The following is a 19,991-nucleotide window of genomic DNA, read 5'->3' on the forward strand; positions in this document are numbered from 1 at the left end:
ACGCGCGCAGCTTGCCGGCTCGCAGTCAGGCAGAGCCTCCCAGGGCAGGTCGACGTATCCATATCAGCTACCCCTACAGGCCGATGGACGCGCGCAGCTTGTCGGCTCGGTCGGTGTGCTCCCAGGGCAGGTCGACGTCGGTGCGGCCGAAGTGGCCGTACGCGGCGGTCGGCGCGTAGATCGGGCGCAGCAGGTCGAGGTCGCGGATGATCGCGCCGGGGCGCAGATCGAAGACCTCGGTGATGGCCGTGGCGATGCGCGCCGGATCGACCTTCTCGGTGCCGAAGGTCTCGACGAACAGGCCGACCGGTGCGGCCTTGCCGATGGCGTAGGCGACCTGGACCTCGACCCGGTCGGCGAGTCCGGCCGCGACGACATTCTTGGCAACCCAGCGCATGGCGTAGGCGGCCGAGCGGTCCACCTTCGACGGATCCTTACCGGAGAACGCGCCACCACCGTGGCGCGCCATGCCGCCGTAGGTGTCGACGATGATCTTGCGTCCGGTCAGGCCGGCATCGCCCATCGGGCCGCCGAGGACGAACTTGCCGGTGGGGTTCACCAGCAGGCGGATATCGGACACATCCAGCGGCTCGGGCAGATCGAGATCGGCGAGCACCGCGTCGACGACCTTCTCCCGGATGTCGGGGGCGAGCAGGTTGTCCAGGTCGATATCGGCGGCATGCTGGGTGGAGATGACGACCGTGTCGAGGCGAACGGGGCGAACCCCGTCGTATTCGATGGTCACCTGAGTCTTGCCGTCCGGACGCAGGTACGGCAGCACACCGGACTTGCGGACCTCGGTCAGCCGGCGCGAAAGCCGATGTGCGAGTGCTATCGGCAGCGGCATCAGCTCGGGAGTGTCGGTGTTGGCGTAGCCGAACATCAGGCCCTGGTCGCCGGCGCCCTGCCGCTCGATCTCGTCATCCGATCCGGCGGTACGCGCCTCGTGCGAGGTGTCGACGCCCTGTGCGATATCCGGCGACTGTGCGCCGATCGCAATATTCACACCGCAGGAATTTCCGTCGAAACCCTTTGCGGACGAGTCGTATCCGATTTCCAGAACCTTTTCGCGGACGATTTTCGGAATATCCGCATAAGCCGACGTGGTGACCTCACCCGCGACGTGCACCTGGCCGGTGGTCACGAGAGTTTCCACCGCGACCCGGCTGCGCGGATCCGCCGCGAGCAGGGCGTCGAGGATGGAATCGCTGATGGCGTCACAGATCTTGTCCGGATGACCTTCGGTCACGGACTCACTGGTGAAAAGGCGGCTGCCAGACGTGGGCACAGTTCTTCCCTCTCCCTCAACGGGTTACTCGTATCGGATTGCGACGGTAACGCGATGTGGTCACCGCACAACCCTTCATTCAGACTATTCCAAACCACCGACGCGACGGGGTTAACGACAGGCAACTGTCTCAGACTATTGAATCCGTCGACGTATCGGGCCGGGGCTCCAGCCTCCAACACATCGACCAGTCCGGGTTGCGGTCGATAACAGCCTAGCCATCACGCGGCGGTGTATCCACCGGACATCTTCGATGCACAGCACAAACCAAGCGCCGCAACGGGTCTCAGCGCAGCAGCGGACCGAGCGCGTCCAGCACCCGGCTGGCGAGCAATGCCTTCGATCCATGGTCTAGCGCCTGTTCGGTGCCGTCGGCACCGAGCAGCCAGCCGTCGTTGGTGTCGACCTCGAACGCCTTACCCTCACCGACCGCGTTCACGACCAGCAGATCACAGCCCTTGCGCGCCAGTTTGGCCCGCGCATGCGTGAGCACATCGCCGTGCTCGTCACCGGTTTCGGCGGCGAATCCGACGATCGCGGTTCCGGGTAGCTGACCATCGCGCCGCGACTGGACCAGTCCGGCGAGAATATCGTCGGTCTTGGTCAGCGGGATCACGTCGGGCTCGTGTGCGCCCTTCTTGATCTTGGCCGCGGCCACGGTGGTCGGCCGGAAGTCGGCGACGGCCGCGGCCATGATCACCGCGTCAGCTCCGACCGCATGCTTCTCGACGGCGGTCTTGAGCTGTTCGGCGGTGGTGATGTGCACGAGGTCGACGGCGGCGGGTGCGGCCATCTCGATCGTATTGCCCGCGATCAACGTGACGTGGGCGCCGCGCTGCGCGGCGACCCTGGCCAATGCGTAGCCCTGCTTGCCGGAGCTGCGGTTGCCGAGGAAACGCACCGGGTCCAGCGGTTCCCTGGTGCCACCCGCGGTGATCACCACGCGGCGGCCCGCCAGATCACGCGGGATGGCGTCGGCGCGTTCCAGCAGCAATGTCGCCAGCCCGAAGATCTCCTCGGGCTCGGGCAACCGACCGGGCCCCGTATCGGTACCGGTCAACCGGCCCGACGCGGGTTCCATGACGATCGCACCGTGCGCGCGCAGCGTCGCGACATTGGCGATGGTGGCCGGATGTTCCCACATCTCGGTGTGCATGGCGGGCGCGAACAACACCGGACATCGGGCCGTCAGCAAGGTGGCGGTGAGTAGATCGTCGGCGCGGCCCTGTGCGGCGCGCGCCATCAGATCGGCGGTCGCCGGGGCGATGACCACAAGGTCCGCCTCCTGGCCCAACCGCACATGCGGCACCTCGGGGACATCGGTGAACACATCGGTGTGCACCGGGTTCCCGGACAGCGCCTCGAAGGTTGCCTTGCCGACGAACTGCAGCGCCGACTCGGTGGGGATCACCCGTACCTGGTGCCCGGTCTCGGTGAACCGGCGCACGATAGAACAGGCCTTATAGGCGGCGATCCCTCCGCCGACGCCGACGACGATCCGTGTGGTCACTACGCCTCCGGCCTAGATGTGGTTGTTACTCGCCTTCGGAGTGCTCGAGCAGGTCGGAGTGGATCTCACGCATCGCGACCGACAGCGGCTTCTCCTGCAGACCGGGCTCGACCAGCGGGCCGACGTATTCGAGGATGCCGTCGCCGAGCTGGTTGTAGTAGTCGTTGATCTGACGGGCCCGCTTGGCCGCGTAGATCACCAGCGCGTACTTGGACGAGGTGCGCTCGAGCAACTCGTCGATCGGCGGGTTGGTGAGGCCGACCGGAGTGTCGTATGCGGGCGCGGGCTTGATGTCCGTACTGCTCACTGAGAGGGCTCCTGCGGGGATCGGTTCTTCGGGCTGGGTGGTTTTCCGAGGGTGCGGGTCACGAACTCGAATTTGTGCTAACGAACAACGATACCAACTGCTCACAGGCGCTGGTCACCTCGTCGTTCACTATGACGATGTCGAACTCGTCACAGGCCGCCAATTCCGTCCTGGCGGTCTCCAACCTGCGGGCGATCACCTCGGGTGATTCGGTACCCCGCGCGGTCAGCCGGGAAACCAGTTCCTCCCAGCTGGGTGGGGCGAGAAATACCAGCAGCCCCTCCGGCATGGCCTTGCGCACCGACCGCGCGCCCTCGAGGTCCACCTCGACGAGCACCGGCAGGCCGGCGGCGAGTGCGTCACGCACCGGTTTCGCCGGAGTACCCGAGCGCTGTAGTCCCCCGTGGATATCTGCCCACTCGAGGAGTTCGCCCGCCGCGATCATGGCGTCGAACTCCTCCCGGGACACGAACCGGTAGTCGCGGCCGTCGACCTCCCCGGGCCGTGGGGCCCGGGTTGTCGCCGACACGCTGAAGACCAGTTGGGGCAGTCGCTCGCGGACGCAGCGGACCACGGTCGACTTGCCCACGGCCGAGGGGCCGACCAGTACAACCAGTCGACCCTTCCGCGTGTGTTCGACCACCTTGGTGGTCAGGCGAAGTCGAATCGGGCGAGCAGCGCCTTGCGCTGCCGATCACCCAGTCCGCGCAGACGCCGGGTGGGGGCGATCTCCAGCTCGCTCATGATCTCCGCCGCCTTGACCTTGCCCACCTTGGGCAGGGCCTCCAGCAGCGCCGACACCTTCATCTTGCCGAGGATCTCGTCGGATTCGGCATCGGTGAGGACCTGCTTCAGGTCGGTGCCGCCACGCTTCAGGCGCTCCTTGAGCTCCGCCCGAGCACGGCGAGCGGCAGCCGCCTTCTCCAAAGCAGCGGCGCGCTGCTCGTCAGTCAGCTGGGGAAGGGCCACGGTTCCTCCGTCTCATCGTTCATTGCATCAACTCCTGCCGGTAACCCAGCAGTCTCAGCGACCGTACCCACGACGTTGCCCGATTGCGAACCCACCCCCCAGGTCAGCGCATGATTCGCCGATGTCGTAAGGGTGGGCCCGGCGGGATGCGCACAGCGCGTCGATCGCTGCGGTGATCCTACCGCCGAAATCTCGAAATGCCCCGCTAGCAGGGCTTTTTCCTGCCCAAAGTGGGTTAGCGGAGTGGTTGCGGCGCCAACCCGCATCGGACCAGCAACCGGTCACGTGTCCGACCTGGAATTTTCTAGGATTTTTCCGCGTGTCGCGTTGTTCTTGCGCGTGTCGGGGGCGGGAAATGACCGATTTCGGGATTCCGTACCTGCCGAACCGACGCCGGACTTATGGACCGCCACAAAATCCCGGCATTCGCCTGGACCGCAGCGCGGCGAGAGCGAACGGCACTCTGTGCCGGTCCAGTTGGCTCCGTGATCGATCAGGACGCCGCCTCGGCCACCGGTGTGCCAGATCGCAGAAAAATTGGCGCAGCGGGCCGCACAGCTGTTCGATATGACACGTCATCCCCGTTCAACGTGCCCGCCCCCGCCTGAAATGCGAAATGGACCGACGCCGAAGCGTCGGTCCATCGCAATCGTCACCCGTCATCGCCGCAGGAAGGCGAACTCCTCCTGCAGCGCGCTCACCTTGGCACGCAGTGCCGACACGGACGGACCGGCGCCGAGGACCTCGCGCGAAACGGTCGGCACCGCGGCGTGCAACAACTGCTCAGGCACCAGCGCACGCACGGTTTCCGGACCGCCACCCTGCGCACCGACGCCCGGCATCAGGATCGGGCCGTTGAGCTCCGTGAGATCCGGCGCTTCGGTGAGGGTGGCGCCGAGCACAATGCCGACCGAGCCGAATTCCTGGCCCGCATTGCACTGCGCCGCCGCATCGACCATGGTCTGCGCGATCGTGCGACCGTCCGACGCCACTGCCCGTTGCACCTGTGCACCTTCGGGATTCGAGGTGGCGGCGAGTACGAAGACACCGCGCCCGTTCGCCTCCGCGAGCGTCAAAGCCGGTGCGAGGGAACCGAATCCGAGATATGGCGAGACCGTCACCGCGTCCGAGCCGAGCGTGCCGTCGGCGAGCCAGGTCCGAGCGTAGGCATCCATGGTCGAGCCGATATCGCCGCGCTTGGCATCGGCGAGCACCAGGGTGCCCGAGGCGCGCAGCACCTCGATGGTGCGCTCGAGCACCGCGATTCCACCGGAACCGTAGGCCTCGAAGAAGGCGACCTGCGGTTTGATCAGCGCGACCCGGCCGTCGAAGGCCTCGACGCAGATCTCGGCGAATGCCTCGACACCGTCGACATCATCGGTGAGACCCCATGATCCGAGCAGGCCCGGATGCGGATCGATGCCGACACACAGTGGCCCGAAATGCCCCATGGCGTGCTGCAATCGGGCACCGAAGGTCTTCATCGCACCGTCTCCTTCGTCAGCCACGCAGCACCGAATGCAGTTCCTGCAGCGAGCGCACCCCGATGCCACCGTTGATGCTCGCCTCGATGCCCTGCACGGCCGCGGCCGCACCCTGCACCGTGGTGATGCACGGGATGTTCACACCGACCGCCGCCGTGCGGATCTCGTAACCGTCCACCCGCGGACCGGAGTTGCCGTAGGGGGTGTTGAACACCATGTCGACCTCGCCGTCGCGGATCTGCTCCACGATGGTCGGCTGGTCGGCCGGCCCCTCCTCGGAATGCTTGCGCACCTGTTCGCACGGAATTCCATTGCGGCGCAGCATTTCTGCGGTGCCCTCGGTGGCCAGGATCCGGAACCCGAGGTCGTTGAGACGCTTGACCGGGAACACCATGGCGCGCTTGTCCCGGTTGGCGATCGAGACGAAGACGGTGCCCTCGGTCGGCAGCGAACCGTAGGCCGCGGCCTGGCTCTTGGCGAAGGCGGTGCCGAAATCGGCGTCGATGCCCATGACCTCACCGGTGGACTTCATCTCCGGCGAGAGCAGCGAATCCACACCGCTGCCGTCGGCCTTGCGGAACCGGTGGAACGGCAGCACTGCCTCTTTCACCGCGACGGGCGCGTCGAGCGGCACGTGGCCGCCGTCGCCCTCGGCGGGCAGCATGCCCTCCTTACGCAGTTCGGCGATGGTGGCGCCCATGGTGATCCGTGCGGCCGCCTTGGCCAGCGGCACCGCGGTGGCCTTGGAGACGAACGGAACCGTGCGGCTCGCCCGCGGATTCGCCTCGAGTACGTAGAGCACATCGTCCTTGAGCGCGTACTGCACATTGAGCAGGCCCTTGACGCCGATGCCCTTGGCCAGCGCGATAGTGGAGCGGCGCACCGCCTCGATATCGCTGCGGCCCAAGGTGATCGGCGGCAGTGCACAGGCGGAGTCGCCGGAGTGGATGCCCGCCTCTTCGATGTGCTCCATCACACCGCCGAGGTAGACCTCGTCACCGTCGCAGAGCGCGTCCACGTCGATCTCGATGGCGTCTTCCAGGAACCGGTCGACCAGTACCGGATGTTCCGGGCTGAGTTCGGTGGCCCGGGAGATGTAGCCCTCGAGCGAGGCGTCGTCGTAGACGATCTCCATACCGCGTCCGCCGAGCACGTAGGACGGGCGCACCAGCACCGGGTAGCCGATGCCGGCGGCGATCTTCTTGGCCTGCGCGAAGGTGGTCGCGGTGCCGTACTTCGGCGCGGGCAGGCCCGCAGCGACCAGCACGTCACCGAATTCGCCGCGATCCTCGGCCAGGTCGATGGCGGCGGCGCTGGTGCCGACCACCGGCACACCGGCGTCGGTGAGGCGCTGCGCCAGCCCCAGCGGGGTCTGGCCACCGAGCTGCACGATTACACCGGCGACGGTGCCGGACTCGGTTTCGGCGTGGTAGACCTCGAGCACATCCTCGAAGGTCAGCGGCTCGAAGTAGAGCCGGTCCGCGGTGTCGTAGTCGGTTGAGACGGTCTCCGGATTGCAGTTGACCATGACGGTCTCGTATCCGGCCTGCGAAAGCGTCTGCGCCGCATGGACACACGAGTAATCGAACTCGATGCCCTGGCCGATCCGGTTCGGGCCGGAACCCAGGATGATCACCTTGTCGCGTTCACGCTGCGGCGAGACCTCCGACTCGGCTGCGGGATCGAGCTCGTAGGTCGAGTAGTGATACGGGGTTTTGGCCTCGAACTCTGCGGCGCAGGTGTCGACGGTCTTGAAGACCGGACGGATACCGAGCCGATGACGCAGTGCACGCACGCCGGTCTCACCCGCCAATTCCGGTCGCAGCGCCGCGATCTGGCGATCGGACAGACCGTAGTGCTTGGCGCGGCGCAGCAGCGGCTCGTCGAGTACCGGAGCGTCGATGACCTCTCGACGCAACTCGACCAAGCCGGCCACCTCGGCGACGAACCAGGGGTCGATGCCGGAGGCCGCGGCGACGTCCTCGATGCTCGCGCCCAGGCGCAGCGCCCGCTCGACCTGGTAGATGCGCCCCTCGGTCGGGGTGCGCAGGTCTTCGAGGATGGTTTCGCTATCGGTCCAGTTGCCGTCGCCCTGGGTCCAGAAGCCCGCGGCCTTGGTCTCCAGCGAGCGCAGCACCTTGCCGAGTGCCTCGGCGAAGTTGCGACCCAGCGACATCGCCTCGCCGACCGACTTCATGGTGGTGGTCAGCGTGGCGTCGGCGCCGGGGAACTTCTCGAAGGCGAAGCGCGGCGCCTTGACGACCACATAGTCCAGGGTCGGCTCGAAACAGGCCGGGGTTTCCTTGGTGATGTCATTGACGATCTCGTCCAGGGTGTAGCCGATGGCCAACTTGGCCGCGATCTTGGCGATCGGGAAACCCGTTGCCTTGGAAGCCAATGCGGACGAGCGCGAGACGCGCGGGTTCATCTCGATGACGATCAGGCGGCCGTCGCGCGGATTCACCGCGAACTGGATATTGCAGCCGCCGGTATCGACGCCGACCTCGCGCAGGATGTCGATGCCCAGGTCGCGCAGCTTCTGGTATTCACGGTCGGTGAGGGTCATGGCGGGTGCGACGGTGACCGAATCACCGGTGTGCACACCCATCGGGTCCACATTCTCGATGGAGCAGACCACCACGACATTGTCGCGGCCGTCGCGCATCAGCTCGAGTTCGTATTCCTTCCACCCCAGGATGGATTCCTCGATGAGCACATTGGCGGTCGGGGAGGCGGCCAAACCGCCGCCCGCGATGCGATCGAGGTCCTCGTCGTTGTAGGCCATGCCGGAGCCGAGACCACCCATGGTGAACGACGGCCGCACGACCACCGGAAAGCCCAGTTCAGTGACAGTTTCGCGCACCTCGTCCATAGTGTGGCAGACCCGCGAGCGCGCGCTCTCGCCGCCGACCTTGGCGACGATGTCCTTGAACTTCTGCCGGTCTTCACCGCGCTGGATGGCCTCGAAATCGGCGCCGATCAACTCGACGTTGTACTTCTGCAGCACTCCACGCTCGTGCAGGGCGACCGCGGTATTCAGCGCGGTCTGCCCACCCAGGGTGGCGAGAATGGCGTCGGGGCGTTCCTTTTCGATGACCTTCTCGACGAACTCCGGCGTAATCGGTTCCACATAGGTGGAATCGGCGAACTCCGGGTCGGTCATGATGGTCGCCGGGTTGGAGTTCACCAGCGATACCCGCAGGCCCTCGGCCCGCAGCACCCGGCACGCCTGGGTGCCGGAGTAGTCGAATTCGCAGGCCTGGCCTATGACGATCGGACCGGAGCCGATCACCAGGATGTGCTTCAGATCCTCGCGGCGAGGCATCAGGCTCCTTCCATGAGACCGGCGAAACGGTCGAAGAGATAGGCGGCGTCATGGGGTCCGGCGGCGGCCTCCGGGTGGTATTGCACCGAGAATGCGCGGCCGTCGACCAGGCGCACGCCCTCGACGGTGCCGTCATTGGCGCACACATGGCTGACCTCGGCCTTGCCGAACGGGGTGTCGAACTGTTCGCCCTGTTCACCCTCCAGCGCGAAACCATGGTTCTGCGCGGTGATCGAGATCCGGCCGGTCTCGTGTTCGACGACCGGAATATTGATGCCGCGGTGGCCGAACTTCATCTTGTAGGTCTTGCGGCCGAAGGCGCGGCCGAGGATCTGATTGCCGAAGCAGATGCCGAACAGCGGCAGCCCCTTCTCCAGCACACCCTGGGTGATCGCGACCGCGCCGTCCTGGGTGGCCGGATCACCCGGACCGTTGGACAGGAAAACCCCGTTGGGCTTCAACTCCAGGATCTGGTCCAGCGAGACGGTCGACGGCACCACATGTACCCGCATGCCGCGCTGGGCGAACATGCGCGGGGTATTGGTCTTGATGCCGAGGTCGACCGCGACGACGGTGAAGCGCGGGGCGCCGTTCGGTTCGATCGTGTACAGCGCGTCTGTGCTGACCTCCTCGGCCAGATCCGCGCCGAGCATCGAAGGCTGTCCGTTGACCCGGGCCAGCAGTTCGTCTGCGTCGGCGAGCGCCGAGCCGGAGAAGATGCCCGCTTTCATCGAGCCGCGGGTGCGCAGGTGGCGCACCAGCGCGCGGGTGTCGATACCCGCGATGCCGACGATCTGCTGGCGGTCCAGCTGGTCCTGCAGGGTGCCGGTCGAGCGCCAGTTCGATGCGACGCGCGAGGCGTCGCGGACCGCGTATCCGGCGACCCAGATCTTGCCGGATTCGTCGTCCTCGTCGTTCCAGCCGGTATTGCCGATCTGCGGGGCCGTGGCCACCACGATCTGGCGGTGGTAGCTGGGGTCGGTGAGGGTCTCCTGGTACCCGGTCATCGCGGTGCAGAACACCGCCTCACCGAGTGTTTCGCCCACGGCACCGAAGGCCGTGCCGCGGAATACCCGGCCGTCCTCCAGTACGAGTGCTGCTGCTTCTTGTGGCCCTCCCGTCACCCGACCACCACCCCTCATCGAATCGCTCCGCGATCCTGCGTTCATTCGTCGTCTCCCGTCATCGCCCTGGCCCACGCCGGGTACACCGTCTTGTCGTCACCTCGGAAACCGGTATCTATCTCGGTTCCGGTCGGCAGCTTCCAGCGAATTACCAGCACACCATCTTCCGTCATCACCTTGCCCGCGTGTCCGCGTTCGGTCCGCACGGCGGTAATGGATTCCTGCGGAATCCAGAGCACCGTCGCACCGTCACGTTCGAGCAAAATCCCCCGCTCGAACCGCGTGAGTTCCGCTGTAGCGCGGAAACCCAAGTCGCCCACCGTGATCCGGTCCTGCCAGCTGGGCGCGATGGTGCTGCCGAGATACAGTCCGGTGGTCGGCTCGAGCACCTGAGCGCCGAGATCACCCGGCACATGCGGCAGCTCACCGATCCGTTCCGCCTGCCGCGCGGCACGATTCTGCCACCCTCGGTACATCAACCAGATGCACAGGGCGAACAGCGCGAGCAGCCCGACCACCCACAGCGTTCTTTCCACCTACGAACCTCCGCCCGCCTTGCCCTCACGGGCGGTTACCCGGCCTCGGAGCAACGTCGTCGTCACCCGAGCCGGGAACGTCATGTCCTCGAACGGCGTGTTGTTCGAAATGCTGGCGAGTTCGGCGGCCCGCACCGTCCAGGTCGCCTCCGGGTCGACCAGCGTGAGGTTGGCCGGTTCGCCGACCTCGATCGGGCGACCGTGGCCGTCGAGTCCGACGATTTCGGCCGGACGCTCGCTCATCACACGGGCGACGCCGCGCCAATCCAGCAGGCCGGGTTCGACCATGGTCTGCACGATGATCGACAGCGCGGTCTCCAGGCCGAGCATGCCGGGGCGGGCGGCGGCGAATTCGCAGCACTTGTCCTGTTCGGCGTGCGGGGCGTGGTCGGTGGCGACACAGTCGAGGATGCCCTCGGCGAGTGCCTGCCGCAGCGCGATGGTGTCGGAGACCTCGCGCAGCGGCGGGTTCACCTTATTGACCGCGTCGTAGGTCTCCAGGCGCGAGTCGTCGAGCAGCAGATGGTGCGGAGTGACCTCGGCGGTGATCGAAATACCTTGGGCCTTGGCCCATTTCACCAGCTCGACGGTACCGGCGGTGGAGGCGTGGCAGATGTGCACGCGGGCATCCGCGTCGCGGGCCAGCAGTGCGTCGCGAGCCACGATCGACTCTTCCGCGGCGCGCGGCCAACCGGCCAGCCCCAGACGGGCCGCGGTCGGACCTTCGTGCGCGACAGCGCCTTTGGTCAGGCGCGGCTCTTCGGCATGCTGTGCGATCAAGACGCCGAGGGAGTTCGAGTACTCCAGTGCGCGGCGCATGAGCAGCGGGTCGTAGACGCAGTGGCCGTCGTCGGAGAACATGCGCACCGCGCCGACACCGGCCGCCATGGTGCCCATTTCGGCGAGTTGCTTGCCTTCCAGGCCGACCGTGACCGCACCCACCGGGTACACGTCGACCAGGCCGACCTCCTGACCGCGCCGCCACACGTGATCGGTGACGACCACCGAATCGGCGACCGGGTTGGTATTGGCCATGGCGAAGACCGCGGTGTAACCGCCGAGTGCCGCTGCGGCGGAACCGGTTTCGATGGTTTCGGTGTCCTCGCGGCCGGGTTCGCGCAGATGGGTGTGCAGATCGACGAAGCCGGGCAGCAGGATCTGGCCCTGCGCGTCGATAACCTCGGCGTCGATAATGCCGAGATCGGTTCCGATGGCGGCGATCAGGCCGTCGCGCACGAGTACGTCGACCGGCTCACCCTCGCCGTACGGCCGAACACCCTTGAGCAGCAGACTCATGCCGGGTTGAATTTCGCCTGAGCGGGCGCCCTCCGTGGTTACGCGAGCTGCCTCCTCCGGGCGCCGACCACTCATGCGGCAGCCTCCTGGGTACCGACCAGCAGCCGGAACAGCACGGCCATCCGCATATGCACTCCGTTCGTCACCTGTTGCAGGATCGCCGCCTGCTGGGAATCCGCCACCGGCGAGGCGATTTCCATGCCGCGCAGCATCGGCCCCGGATGCAGGACGACCGCGTTCTCGTCCAGCAGTGCGAGCCTGCGCTCGGAAAGTCCGTAGTTGACCGAATATTCGCGGGCCGACGGGAAGAAGCCGCCGTTCATCCGCTCCTGCTGCACCCGCAGCATGAGCACCGCATCGGCGCCGGGCAATTCGGCGTCGAGCGAAGGCGAGATCCGGGCGGGCCAGAGGTCCGCGCCGACCGGCAGCAGCGTGCGCGGCGCGACCAGCACCACCTCGGCGCCAAGGGTATCGAGCAGGAAGACATTCGAGCGCGCGACCCGGCTGTGCAGGATATCGCCGACTATGACGATCCGCTTGCCCTCGATATCGCCGAGGCGCTGACGCAGGGTCAGCGCGTCCAGCAAAGCCTGCGTGGGGTGCTGATGGGTGCCGTCACCGGCGTTGATGATGGCCGGGCCCTGCCGACCCTCGGCGACCGCCCAGCCATCCATCCAGCGCGCGATCTGATGCGCCGCACCGGAGGCCGGATGCCGGACGATGAGCGCATCGGCGCCCGCCGCGTGCAGAGTCAGCGCGGTGTCGCGCAGTGATTCGCCCTTGGCGACCGAGGAACTGCTCGCGCTGACATTGATCACATCGGCGCTCATCCACTTGCCCGCGACCTCGAATGAGACCCGGGTCCGAGTCGAGTTCTCGTAGAAGACGGTCATCACGGTTCGGCCGCGCAGCGTCGGCAGCTTCTTGACTTCCCGGCCCAGCAGCGCCTGTTCGAAGCGTTCGGCCTCGTCGAGCAATTCGGTGGCGGTGGCACGATCGAGGTCGGTCACCGTCAGCAGATGCCTCACGACTCCACCTCGCTGGCGCTCGGTTCCGTCGTTCGGCCTCCGGCCGCTGCGTTGATGGTTCGCTCACTACGCTCGCTCACGACTCCACCTCGCTGACACTCGGTTCCGTCGTTCGGCCTCCGGCCGCTGCGTTGATGGTTCGCTCACTACGCTCGCTCACGACTCCACCTCGCTGACACTCGCTCCGGCGAGCCGGTTCACTGCGCTTCCTCCTGATGCAAGTAGACGCCGTCGCGGCCGTCGTGTTCGGTGAGCAATACGGAAATGTCCTCGCTGCGGGAGGTCGGCACGTTCTTGCCGACGAAATCTGCGCGGATGGGGAGTTCGCGATGGCCGCGGTCGATGAGCACCGCGAGTTGGACGGCGCGGGGCCGGCCGAGATCGCGCAGACCGTCGAGGGCGGAGCGCACGGTGCGGCCGGAGAAGAGCACGTCGTCGACCAGGACCACGAGTGCGTCCTCGATGCCGCCCTCGGGCACCGAGGTCCGCTCGAGCGGGCGGTGCGGTCGGCTGCGGAGATCGTCGCGATAGAGGGTGATGTCGAGCGAGCCGAGTGCCGGGCGGACGCCGGAGAACTCCTCGATCTTATCGGTGAGTCGCGCGGCCAGAGTGGTGCCGCGGGTCGGAATGCCGATCAGCACCACGCGCGGTGCGTCCGGCTCGCCCGCATCGAGGGCGGTCTTTTCGATGATCTGATGCGCGATACGCGCGATGGTCCGGCCGACGTCGGAGGGAGACAGCAATTCGCGTCCCGCACTCACCCACTCCGGGGTGTGTCGCTGCGACGTTTCGGCAGCGCCGGACTTGGCGGCCCGTTCCTCGGGCACAGCCATACCGACCTCCTTCCCCGCCTCACCGGACGGTCCGTTAAAGGATGTCTTTACGGCATGCAGCCTAGCAGCGCCGTTTGCACCGCTTTAACCAGGCATATCCCGCTGTGAGCGGGGCCACGCGCGGTTCGGGACACTCCGGGCATTCCGGGAGGTTCACGCTTCGCGGACCGCGATGACGACTCCGATGTCCGGATCGTGCACAGCGACGGGCCGGTCCAGTGCGGCGACCATATCGTCCCAGCTACGGAATTCGGTATGCCAGCCGTTTTCGTCCAGCCAGGTTCTGGCGTCGGCGTCGGCGCCGAGGCCGGTGCGCGGGCGATCCGTGCCGTCGTCACCACGGACCAGGCGTTTGAGTTCGGCGTACGGCCGGGCATTTTCGTCGACGGCGAAGCGGCTGACGCCGAAACGGCTTCCCGGAGCGGATAATTCGGTCAGGGTGGTGACCACGTGCAAAGCGTGTTCGTGGGTCAGGTAGCCCAGGACGCCCTCGTCTACCCAGTGCGTCGGCAGGTCCGGCCGAAATCCGTGCTCCCCGAGCAGCTTTGCCCAGTCTTCGCGCAGATCGATGGCGAGCACCGCGCGGCCGCAGCGAGGTTCCGCATGTGCCGCGGCGAGGACCGGCTCCTTGAATGCGAAGAGCTCCGGCAGATCGATCTCGAATACTCGAACGTCGGCGGGTAGAGCCATGCGGAATGCCCTGGTGTCCAAGCCGGCACCGATCAGCACGATCTGGCGTATCCCCTTTTCGACCGCCTCGGCGACGCGGTCGTCGACGAGCCGGACACCGACCGTGCGGCCTTCGAAGAACATGTCCGCGACCTCTTCCAGCCGCGCCCAGCGCTCGGCTCCGCCGTCGATATCGCAGTAGGCGCGGCGTGCAGCGTCGACGAACAGCTGCGCGAGCGGATCGTCGTACAGGCGGTCCGGGCCCACGGATTCCCTCGCCCGGATGATCGCGACACCGATCGCGGTCAATGCGACACCGGCCGTCGGCACCTTCGGATGCGTTTCGGTCATTACTGCCTCCCCAATAGATAACTTGTCGCCCGGCTAGTAATTCGGGCACAGCGAAGACGCTAGGCTTCCACTAGCCGGTCGTCAAGCAAAGGAGGAAGAGCGCCATGGACGGACGTCGCAGCGATACGCGTGAGCGGATTCGTACTGTCGCGATGGAATTGTTCTCCGAGCTCGGCTACGAGAAGACCTCCCTGCGCGAGATCGCCGACCGCCTCGGCGTCACCAAAGCCGCGCTGTACTACCACTTCCGCACCAAGGAAGACATCGTCGCGAGCCTCTCCGACGACCTGCGCCGCGGCATCGACGACATCGCGACCTGGGCGGAGAGCGCCCCACCCGGCATGGAACGAGCCAACGAAATCCTCAGCCGCTACGGCGCGCTGCTGCACGGCATCGGCCGCAGCATGGTCCGCTTCTGGCACGAGAACCAGCCGGCCTTCCGCCAGCTCGACTTCGGCTCGAGCATGCGCTATCAGTTCCGCGTGCTCGCCGATCTGATGGCCGGTCCGGACCAGCCGCCGCTCGCCGTCTTCCGCGCGCGCGAGGCCCTGCTCGCCATCAGCTGGAGCACCGCCATGATGGGCGATCTTCCGCTCACCGACGACGAGTGCTACGCCGCGGCCGTCGATATCGCGCGAGACATTCTCACCAAGAATTGAATGGCCGTTTCTCGCTAGCACATATGTTCGATAGCGCGTAGATTCGACGGCATGCCGACACCGCTGCAGGGATCATTACTCGACGGGTTCGGAGACATCGAGGTGTGCGGGTTCGATGGCGTGCGCCGGACGGCGTTGAGTCATGGAGCCTGGGTGGACGTGCTGCCCGGATGGCTGTCGGGGGCGGATGTGCTGTTCGAACGGTTGGTGGACCGAGTGCCGTGGCAGGCGGAGCGGCGGCCGATGTACGACCGGGTGGTGGATGTGCCGCGGTTGCTGTGTTTCTACGGGGAGGGCGCGGAGTTACCGGATCCAGCGTTGGACGAGGCACGGGATGCACTGACCGCGCACTACCGCGAGGAACTCGGTGAACCGTTCCGCACAGCCGGGTTGTGCTACTACCGCGACGGACGCGACAGCGTGGCCTGGCACGGCGATACCTTCGGGCGCGGCGCGACCGACGACACCATGGTCGCCATCGTTTCGATCGGTGCGCCGCGAGCGCTGCTGCTGCGACCGCGCGGTGGCGGCGCGAGTCTTCGATTTCAGGTGGGACATGGCGATCTGCTGGTCATGGGGGGCTCATGCCAGCGCACCTGGGAACATGCCGTACCGAAGACGCGCAGACCGGCCGGGCCGCGAATCAGCATTCAATTTCGACCGCGAGGCGTGCGCTGACTATGCAGCGGCTACGACGGCTTATTGACCTCAACCACGGTTGAGATAAGAAGCTGATCTCCATGAGCGCAACGACAATTCAGCCCGTAGTAGCGGACACCACGGTCGATCACACCGACGACATTGCGGCGATCGAGCAGATCATCGCCAATGTCGAAACCGCGTACAACACCAATGATGCCGAACTGATGACCGCCGATTTCACCGCCAATGCGGCGGTGGTCAATGCGGTCGGTGCGCTCGTGATCGGGAAAGACGCACTGCTGGAGGCGAATCGGCAGGGGCTGGCGGGATTTCTGAAGGACCAGTATGTCCGCTACGAGGTCGCCGACATCGTATTCCTGCGGCCCGATATCGCGATCGCGCACAAGCTCGCCCGGGCGACCACGGCCGAGGGCAAGCTGATCGATATCGATCACGCGATGATCGCGCTGTACATCCTGGTCAAAGAGAACGGTCGGTGGTGGACCGCGGCCCGGCAGAACACACTGGTCCCGCAGACGAACTAGCCGTCAGTTCAGGGGCGCGGCGAGCCGTTCCTCGCGCGTCGGGAAGCGACGGCGGCGAACCGTCGCGCCGTGCGACCAGACGGCCCGCTGGACCTCCTCCATCGAGGCATGTCCGTCGAATCGGACGAGCACTTCGGCGCGGGCCTGACGTGCGATATTCACCTTCCGACGGTATTGCCGGAAAATCTGCACCTCGCCATTGCGGTCCTCGTCCAGGTATTCGTAATCCATGCCGTAGTAGGCGTAGGTCCCGAGAGTCGCGAGCGAGGTTGCCCAGGATCGCAGCTGATCACACGCACCGAAAATCGTGACCATGCCGCCGATGCGGTCGATCCGTTCCCATCCGGTCGGTATATCGGCGAAATTCCAGTCGCGCTCCCCCGGCCCCTTCGCGCGCCACTCCTGCAGCTGGGCCACCGCGGCATCCAGACCGAATGTCTGCCAGCGAACCGTGCCCTGCGAACGGTCGCGGAACGGTAGTTGCCTACGCAGAGCGACGGCGGCGGCGCGGGTGAGGACGGTCAGGTCGGCGGGGACCAGCACAATCGGATCCGACGGCGCGGCGTCGAACGGATTGGGATCCAGATGCGCCGGATCGATGACCACGAGCGTGCCCGGCCGCCGCTGATAGGCCAGGCCCCACAGCAGTCGAGCCAGCATCCGCGCACCACGCCAATCGGAGAGCACATGCCAGGTCTCGTGGAAATGGTTGGTGGCGAAACGGAAATCGCTACCGGGGCGCAGGCTCAGCACCGTATACACCCGACCGTCGAGCACCATGGTGCGTCGATGCAGTTTCGCCATATTGTCGGTGGCCGAACCGGGGCGCGGCCGTTTGTTCTGCGCGGCCACGTTCACCTCCAGTTCTGCCTCGCGTGCATTCCAGGAGACCACGGCCGCCACCACGGGGCAACGGATTATTTTCGCGCGGTTGAACAGTGGTCCAGAGCACAGCGGGGCGCGGCCTCCACCGATAGATTGGCCATATGAGCAATCCTGGGGCGGGGGTTTTGGCCGTGATGCCGCTGCATACGATCAGCGAGGTCTACGGCGAGAGCGGACTGCGCGAACGACTACTGCTGGAAATCGCCGAACTATCCGATACCGAACGGCTCACCGAGGCCTTGGACCTGGCTACCGAACTACACCGCGAGGATCGTTACGGCCGCGAACCATATCTGAGTCACCTACTGCGCGTTGCGATTCGGATCGTCAGCCACTACGAGGTGCGGGACCCGGATGTCGTCGCGGCCGGGCTGCTGCACGATTCGGTCGAGGATCATCCGGTCGAACTGGCCGGCGCGCGTCCCGGTTCGCCTACCGATGCCGCCCTCGCCGAACTCTCGGCCCGGTTCGGCACCCGCGTCGCCGAACTCGTCGCCGCCGTCACCAATCCGGAACCGGATCCGGATAGCGATCGGCAAGCGCAATACCGCGAACACGTGGCGGCCAATCTCGATCGGGCGCCGTGGGCCCGCATTGTCAAACTCTCCGACTTCACCGACAACGGCGTCGGCATCCTCTACGCCGACGGACCGGCGATGCGCAAACTCGCCACCAAGTACCGCCCGCTCACCGATATCTACCGCGACCTCGTCACCCGCCCGGATACCCCGCTCGCCGAGCACGTCAAACGGCGTATCCTGCACCAGCTCGACAGCGCCGACGAACGTTTCGACGCCATTCTCGCCAGGGACTAGGGCCCGCGCAGCACTGATTCGACAAGTTCACCAACCGCTGCGAGCAGCCGTTCGGTCTCTCCCGCACGAGCCAGTCGCGGCACCTGTTCGCCACCCAATGCGCCCAACAGCAGTCTGCCGACCACCTCGGCATCCAGGTCCGGGCGGGCCTCACGCAACAGCGCGGTGATGTGCGCATCCCAGAATTCGTGGATTTCGGTGGCACGTGGATGCGGCGGTCCCTGCAGGTAGGCAACCGTCACCTCGATGTTGTCGGTCATCATTCGCACGAAGCCGTCGAAGAAGGCCAGCAGTCGCTCCCCGGCCGGCGCCCCTGGACCCAGCGGCGGCGGTCCGCTCCGGACGGCATCCATCAAGGCGAAGGTGCTCTCGGCGATCATCTCGTGCAGTAATCCGGCGCGATTGCCGAAGCGGTGGAAGATCGTGCCCTTACCGACCCCGGCGGCCGCCGCGACGCGATCCATGGTGAGTGCGTCGGCGCCGTGTTCGGCGAGCAGCGCGGCCGTCGCGGCCAGGATCGCCTGCCGGTTACGCGCAGCATCCGCCCGTTCCCTCGGGCGTTCGTCTGTCATTCCGCCACCTTCATTGACAACTTGACCGCCGGTCCATATTGTTCGAGACATCTGGACCAACAGTCAAGTTATGGAGTTATTGATGAAGGCAATCGTAATGACGGGCGTCGGCGGACCCGAGGTCCTGGTCGCCCAGGATGTCGCCGTACCGCATCCGGGCCCCGGCGAACTGGTGATCCGCGCCGAGGCGATTCCGGTGCTGTTCCCGGAGACCAAACTGCGCTCAGGCGAGTTCCCGATGCCTGTCGAAACACCGGCGGTCTTCGGTTTCCAGGCCGCCGGAGCGGTCGTCGAGATCGGGGACGGCGTCGACCCGGCATTGCTCGGCAGACGGGTCACGGTGGCCACCGCAGGCTTCGGCTCCTACGCCGAATTCGTCTGCGCACCAGCACCTTCCGCGACCGTGATTCCGGCGGCTCTCTCGTCGGAAGACGCGGCGGCTGTCCTGATGGACGGATCGGTGGCACTGCCTCTGCTCGCGACCGCGGCGCTCACGGGCACCGAAACCGTCCTGATCGAAGCCGCCGCAACAGGAGTCGGCAGCGCACTCACCCAACTCGCCAAGGAATTCGGCGCCGCGCGCGTCATCGCAACCGCCGGCGGCCCGGAAAAGTCCACGCGGGCACTGGCATTGGGCGCGGACGAAGTCATCGACCACAACGCGCCGAACTGGCCGGCCCGTCTGCGCGAAACCCTCGACGGCACAACGCTCGACGTCGTCTTCGATTCCATCGGCGGCAGCACCGCCCGAGACCTGCTGGCAGCCATGACCCCGGTGCGCGGCCGAATCCTCAGCTACGGCTGGCTCTCCGGAGCCCCAGCCCAGATATCCACAACAGATCTACTCCCCAACGGCCTCACCCTCACCGCCTGCGCCGGCCCGGCCTGGCTCGCCGAGGTATCCCGCTCCGGCGCCGCTGCCCTCGACCGCGCCATCACCGGAACCCTCACTCCCCAAATCGATTCCGTTCTCCCCCTCGACGAAGCCGCCAAAGCCCACCAGCTCATCGAGCAGCGCTCCCCCATCGGCAAGATCGTCCTGCGCCCCTGACGCACCGCACATACCCGACCCGCCGCGCCGCAGCCGTCCTCAAAAAGTGCCTTCGGGATCGAAATGATCTGTGGCCGTTGGTGTTTCCCGTGGAGCATTCGG

20 protein-coding genes are annotated in these 19,991 nt (G+C 66.3%); 5 read left to right on the forward strand and 15 right to left on the reverse strand.

Going from position 1 to position 19,991, the window contains the following annotated elements; all coding sequences use genetic code 11:
- Positions 1-73: 73 nt before the first annotated feature.
- The 13 genes from metK to ON44_RS19710 all read right to left on the reverse strand — a co-directional run bounded on the left by metK (position 74) and on the right by ON44_RS19710 (position 14,720).
- Positions 74-1,288 (reverse strand): methionine adenosyltransferase, encoded by a 1,215-nt coding sequence (gene metK / locus ON44_RS19650; protein WP_040692154.1) that lies wholly within the window; start codon positions 1,286-1,288, stop codon positions 74-76.
- 286 nt (positions 1,289-1,574) lie between these two features.
- Positions 1,575-2,798 carry a bifunctional phosphopantothenoylcysteine decarboxylase/phosphopantothenate--cysteine ligase CoaBC gene (gene coaBC / locus ON44_RS19655; RefSeq protein ID WP_040692157.1) on the reverse strand — a complete coding sequence of 408 codons (1,224 nt, stop codon included), beginning with the start codon at positions 2,796-2,798 and terminating at the stop codon, positions 1,575-1,577.
- A 25-nt stretch (positions 2,799-2,823) separates the two neighbouring features.
- The gene (rpoZ, locus tag ON44_RS19660) at positions 2,824-3,105 is read right to left on the reverse strand and encodes a DNA-directed RNA polymerase subunit omega (protein WP_040692158.1); all 282 of its coding nucleotides are present in this window, start codon (positions 3,103-3,105) and stop codon (positions 2,824-2,826) included.
- A 58-nt stretch (positions 3,106-3,163) separates the two neighbouring features.
- Entirely contained in the window at positions 3,164-3,748 is a 585-nt protein-coding gene (gene gmk, locus ON44_RS19665) for a guanylate kinase (RefSeq protein ID WP_040692161.1), read from the reverse strand.
- Between the two features lie 8 nt (positions 3,749-3,756).
- Positions 3,757-4,074 carry an integration host factor, actinobacterial type gene (gene mihF / locus ON44_RS19670; RefSeq protein ID WP_040692163.1) on the reverse strand — a complete coding sequence of 106 codons (318 nt, stop codon included), beginning with the start codon at positions 4,072-4,074 and terminating at the stop codon, positions 3,757-3,759.
- 659 nt (positions 4,075-4,733) lie between these two features.
- Entirely contained in the window at positions 4,734-5,558 is an 825-nt protein-coding gene (pyrF, locus tag ON44_RS19675) for an orotidine-5'-phosphate decarboxylase (RefSeq protein WP_040692216.1), read from the reverse strand.
- A gap of 16 nt (positions 5,559-5,574) precedes the next feature.
- A complete protein-coding gene (carB, locus tag ON44_RS19680) occupies positions 5,575-8,883 on the reverse strand; it encodes a carbamoyl-phosphate synthase large subunit (protein ID WP_040692165.1) in 3,309 nt (1,102 codons plus the stop codon).
- Positions 8,883-10,025: a glutamine-hydrolyzing carbamoyl-phosphate synthase small subunit gene (gene carA / locus ON44_RS19685; protein WP_085998571.1), complete on the reverse strand. Its 1,143-nt coding sequence runs from the start codon at positions 10,023-10,025 to the stop codon at positions 8,883-8,885. The genes carB and carA overlap by 1 nt, the downstream gene beginning before the upstream one ends.
- A gap of 23 nt (positions 10,026-10,048) precedes the next feature.
- Entirely contained in the window at positions 10,049-10,543 is a 495-nt protein-coding gene (locus ON44_RS19690; RefSeq protein WP_040692170.1) for a PH-like domain-containing protein, read from the reverse strand.
- On the reverse strand, positions 10,544-11,839 hold the full coding sequence (locus ON44_RS19695) for a dihydroorotase (RefSeq protein ID WP_040692173.1): 1,296 nt from the start codon (positions 11,837-11,839) through the stop codon (positions 10,544-10,546).
- A gap of 71 nt (positions 11,840-11,910) precedes the next feature.
- Complete coding sequence (locus ON44_RS19700; RefSeq protein ID WP_040692175.1) at positions 11,911-12,867, reverse strand: aspartate carbamoyltransferase catalytic subunit; 957 nt, start codon at positions 12,865-12,867, stop codon at positions 11,911-11,913.
- A gap of 197 nt (positions 12,868-13,064) precedes the next feature.
- Positions 13,065-13,700, reverse strand: a complete 636-nt coding sequence (gene pyrR / locus ON44_RS19705; RefSeq protein ID WP_040692178.1) for a bifunctional pyr operon transcriptional regulator/uracil phosphoribosyltransferase PyrR — start codon at positions 13,698-13,700, stop codon at positions 13,065-13,067.
- 153 nt (positions 13,701-13,853) lie between these two features.
- Complete coding sequence (locus ON44_RS19710) at positions 13,854-14,720, reverse strand: SAM-dependent methyltransferase (RefSeq protein ID WP_174415089.1); 867 nt, start codon at positions 14,718-14,720, stop codon at positions 13,854-13,856.
- 104 nt (positions 14,721-14,824) lie between these two features.
- Here ON44_RS19710 and ON44_RS19715 point away from each other — a divergent pair, with 104 nt between their 5' ends.
- The 3 genes from ON44_RS19715 (at position 14,825) to ON44_RS19725 (ending at position 16,566) form a co-directional block, all read left to right on the forward strand.
- The gene (locus ON44_RS19715) at positions 14,825-15,379 is read left to right on the forward strand and encodes a TetR/AcrR family transcriptional regulator (RefSeq protein ID WP_040692181.1); all 555 of its coding nucleotides are present in this window, start codon (positions 14,825-14,827) and stop codon (positions 15,377-15,379) included.
- Positions 15,380-15,430: 51 nt separating this feature from the next.
- Positions 15,431-16,057, forward strand: a complete 627-nt coding sequence (locus tag ON44_RS19720) for an alpha-ketoglutarate-dependent dioxygenase AlkB (protein ID WP_040692183.1) — start codon at positions 15,431-15,433, stop codon at positions 16,055-16,057.
- Positions 16,058-16,119: 62 nt separating this feature from the next.
- Positions 16,120-16,566, forward strand: coding sequence for an SgcJ/EcaC family oxidoreductase (locus ON44_RS19725; RefSeq protein ID WP_040692185.1), 447 nt, complete (start codon positions 16,120-16,122; stop codon positions 16,564-16,566).
- 3 nt (positions 16,567-16,569) lie between these two features.
- Here the strand turns inward: ON44_RS19725 and ON44_RS19730 are convergent, their stop codons facing one another.
- A complete protein-coding gene (locus ON44_RS19730; protein WP_040692221.1) occupies positions 16,570-17,418 on the reverse strand; it encodes a hypothetical protein in 849 nt (282 codons plus the stop codon).
- Between the two features lie 134 nt (positions 17,419-17,552).
- Between ON44_RS19730 and ON44_RS19735 the strand changes: the two genes are divergently transcribed.
- Complete coding sequence (locus tag ON44_RS19735) at positions 17,553-18,266, forward strand: HD domain-containing protein (protein ID WP_040692189.1); 714 nt, start codon at positions 17,553-17,555, stop codon at positions 18,264-18,266.
- Here the strand turns inward: ON44_RS19735 and ON44_RS19740 are convergent.
- On the reverse strand, positions 18,263-18,838 hold the full coding sequence (locus tag ON44_RS19740; protein ID WP_040692194.1) for a TetR/AcrR family transcriptional regulator: 576 nt from the start codon (positions 18,836-18,838) through the stop codon (positions 18,263-18,265). The genes ON44_RS19735 and ON44_RS19740 overlap by 4 nt on opposite strands.
- Positions 18,839-18,920: 82 nt before the next feature.
- On the opposite strand from ON44_RS19740, the gene ON44_RS19745 reads away from it, so the two are divergent.
- On the forward strand, positions 18,921-19,889 hold the full coding sequence (locus tag ON44_RS19745; protein WP_040692223.1) for a quinone oxidoreductase family protein: 969 nt from the start codon (positions 18,921-18,923) through the stop codon (positions 19,887-19,889).
- Positions 19,890-19,991 lie beyond the last annotated feature (102 nt).

It is taken from the genome of Nocardia vinacea NBRC 16497, from assembly GCF_000308835.1.
In the GTDB taxonomy this organism is placed as follows: Bacteria; Actinomycetota; Actinomycetes; order Mycobacteriales; family Mycobacteriaceae; genus Nocardia; species Nocardia vinacea.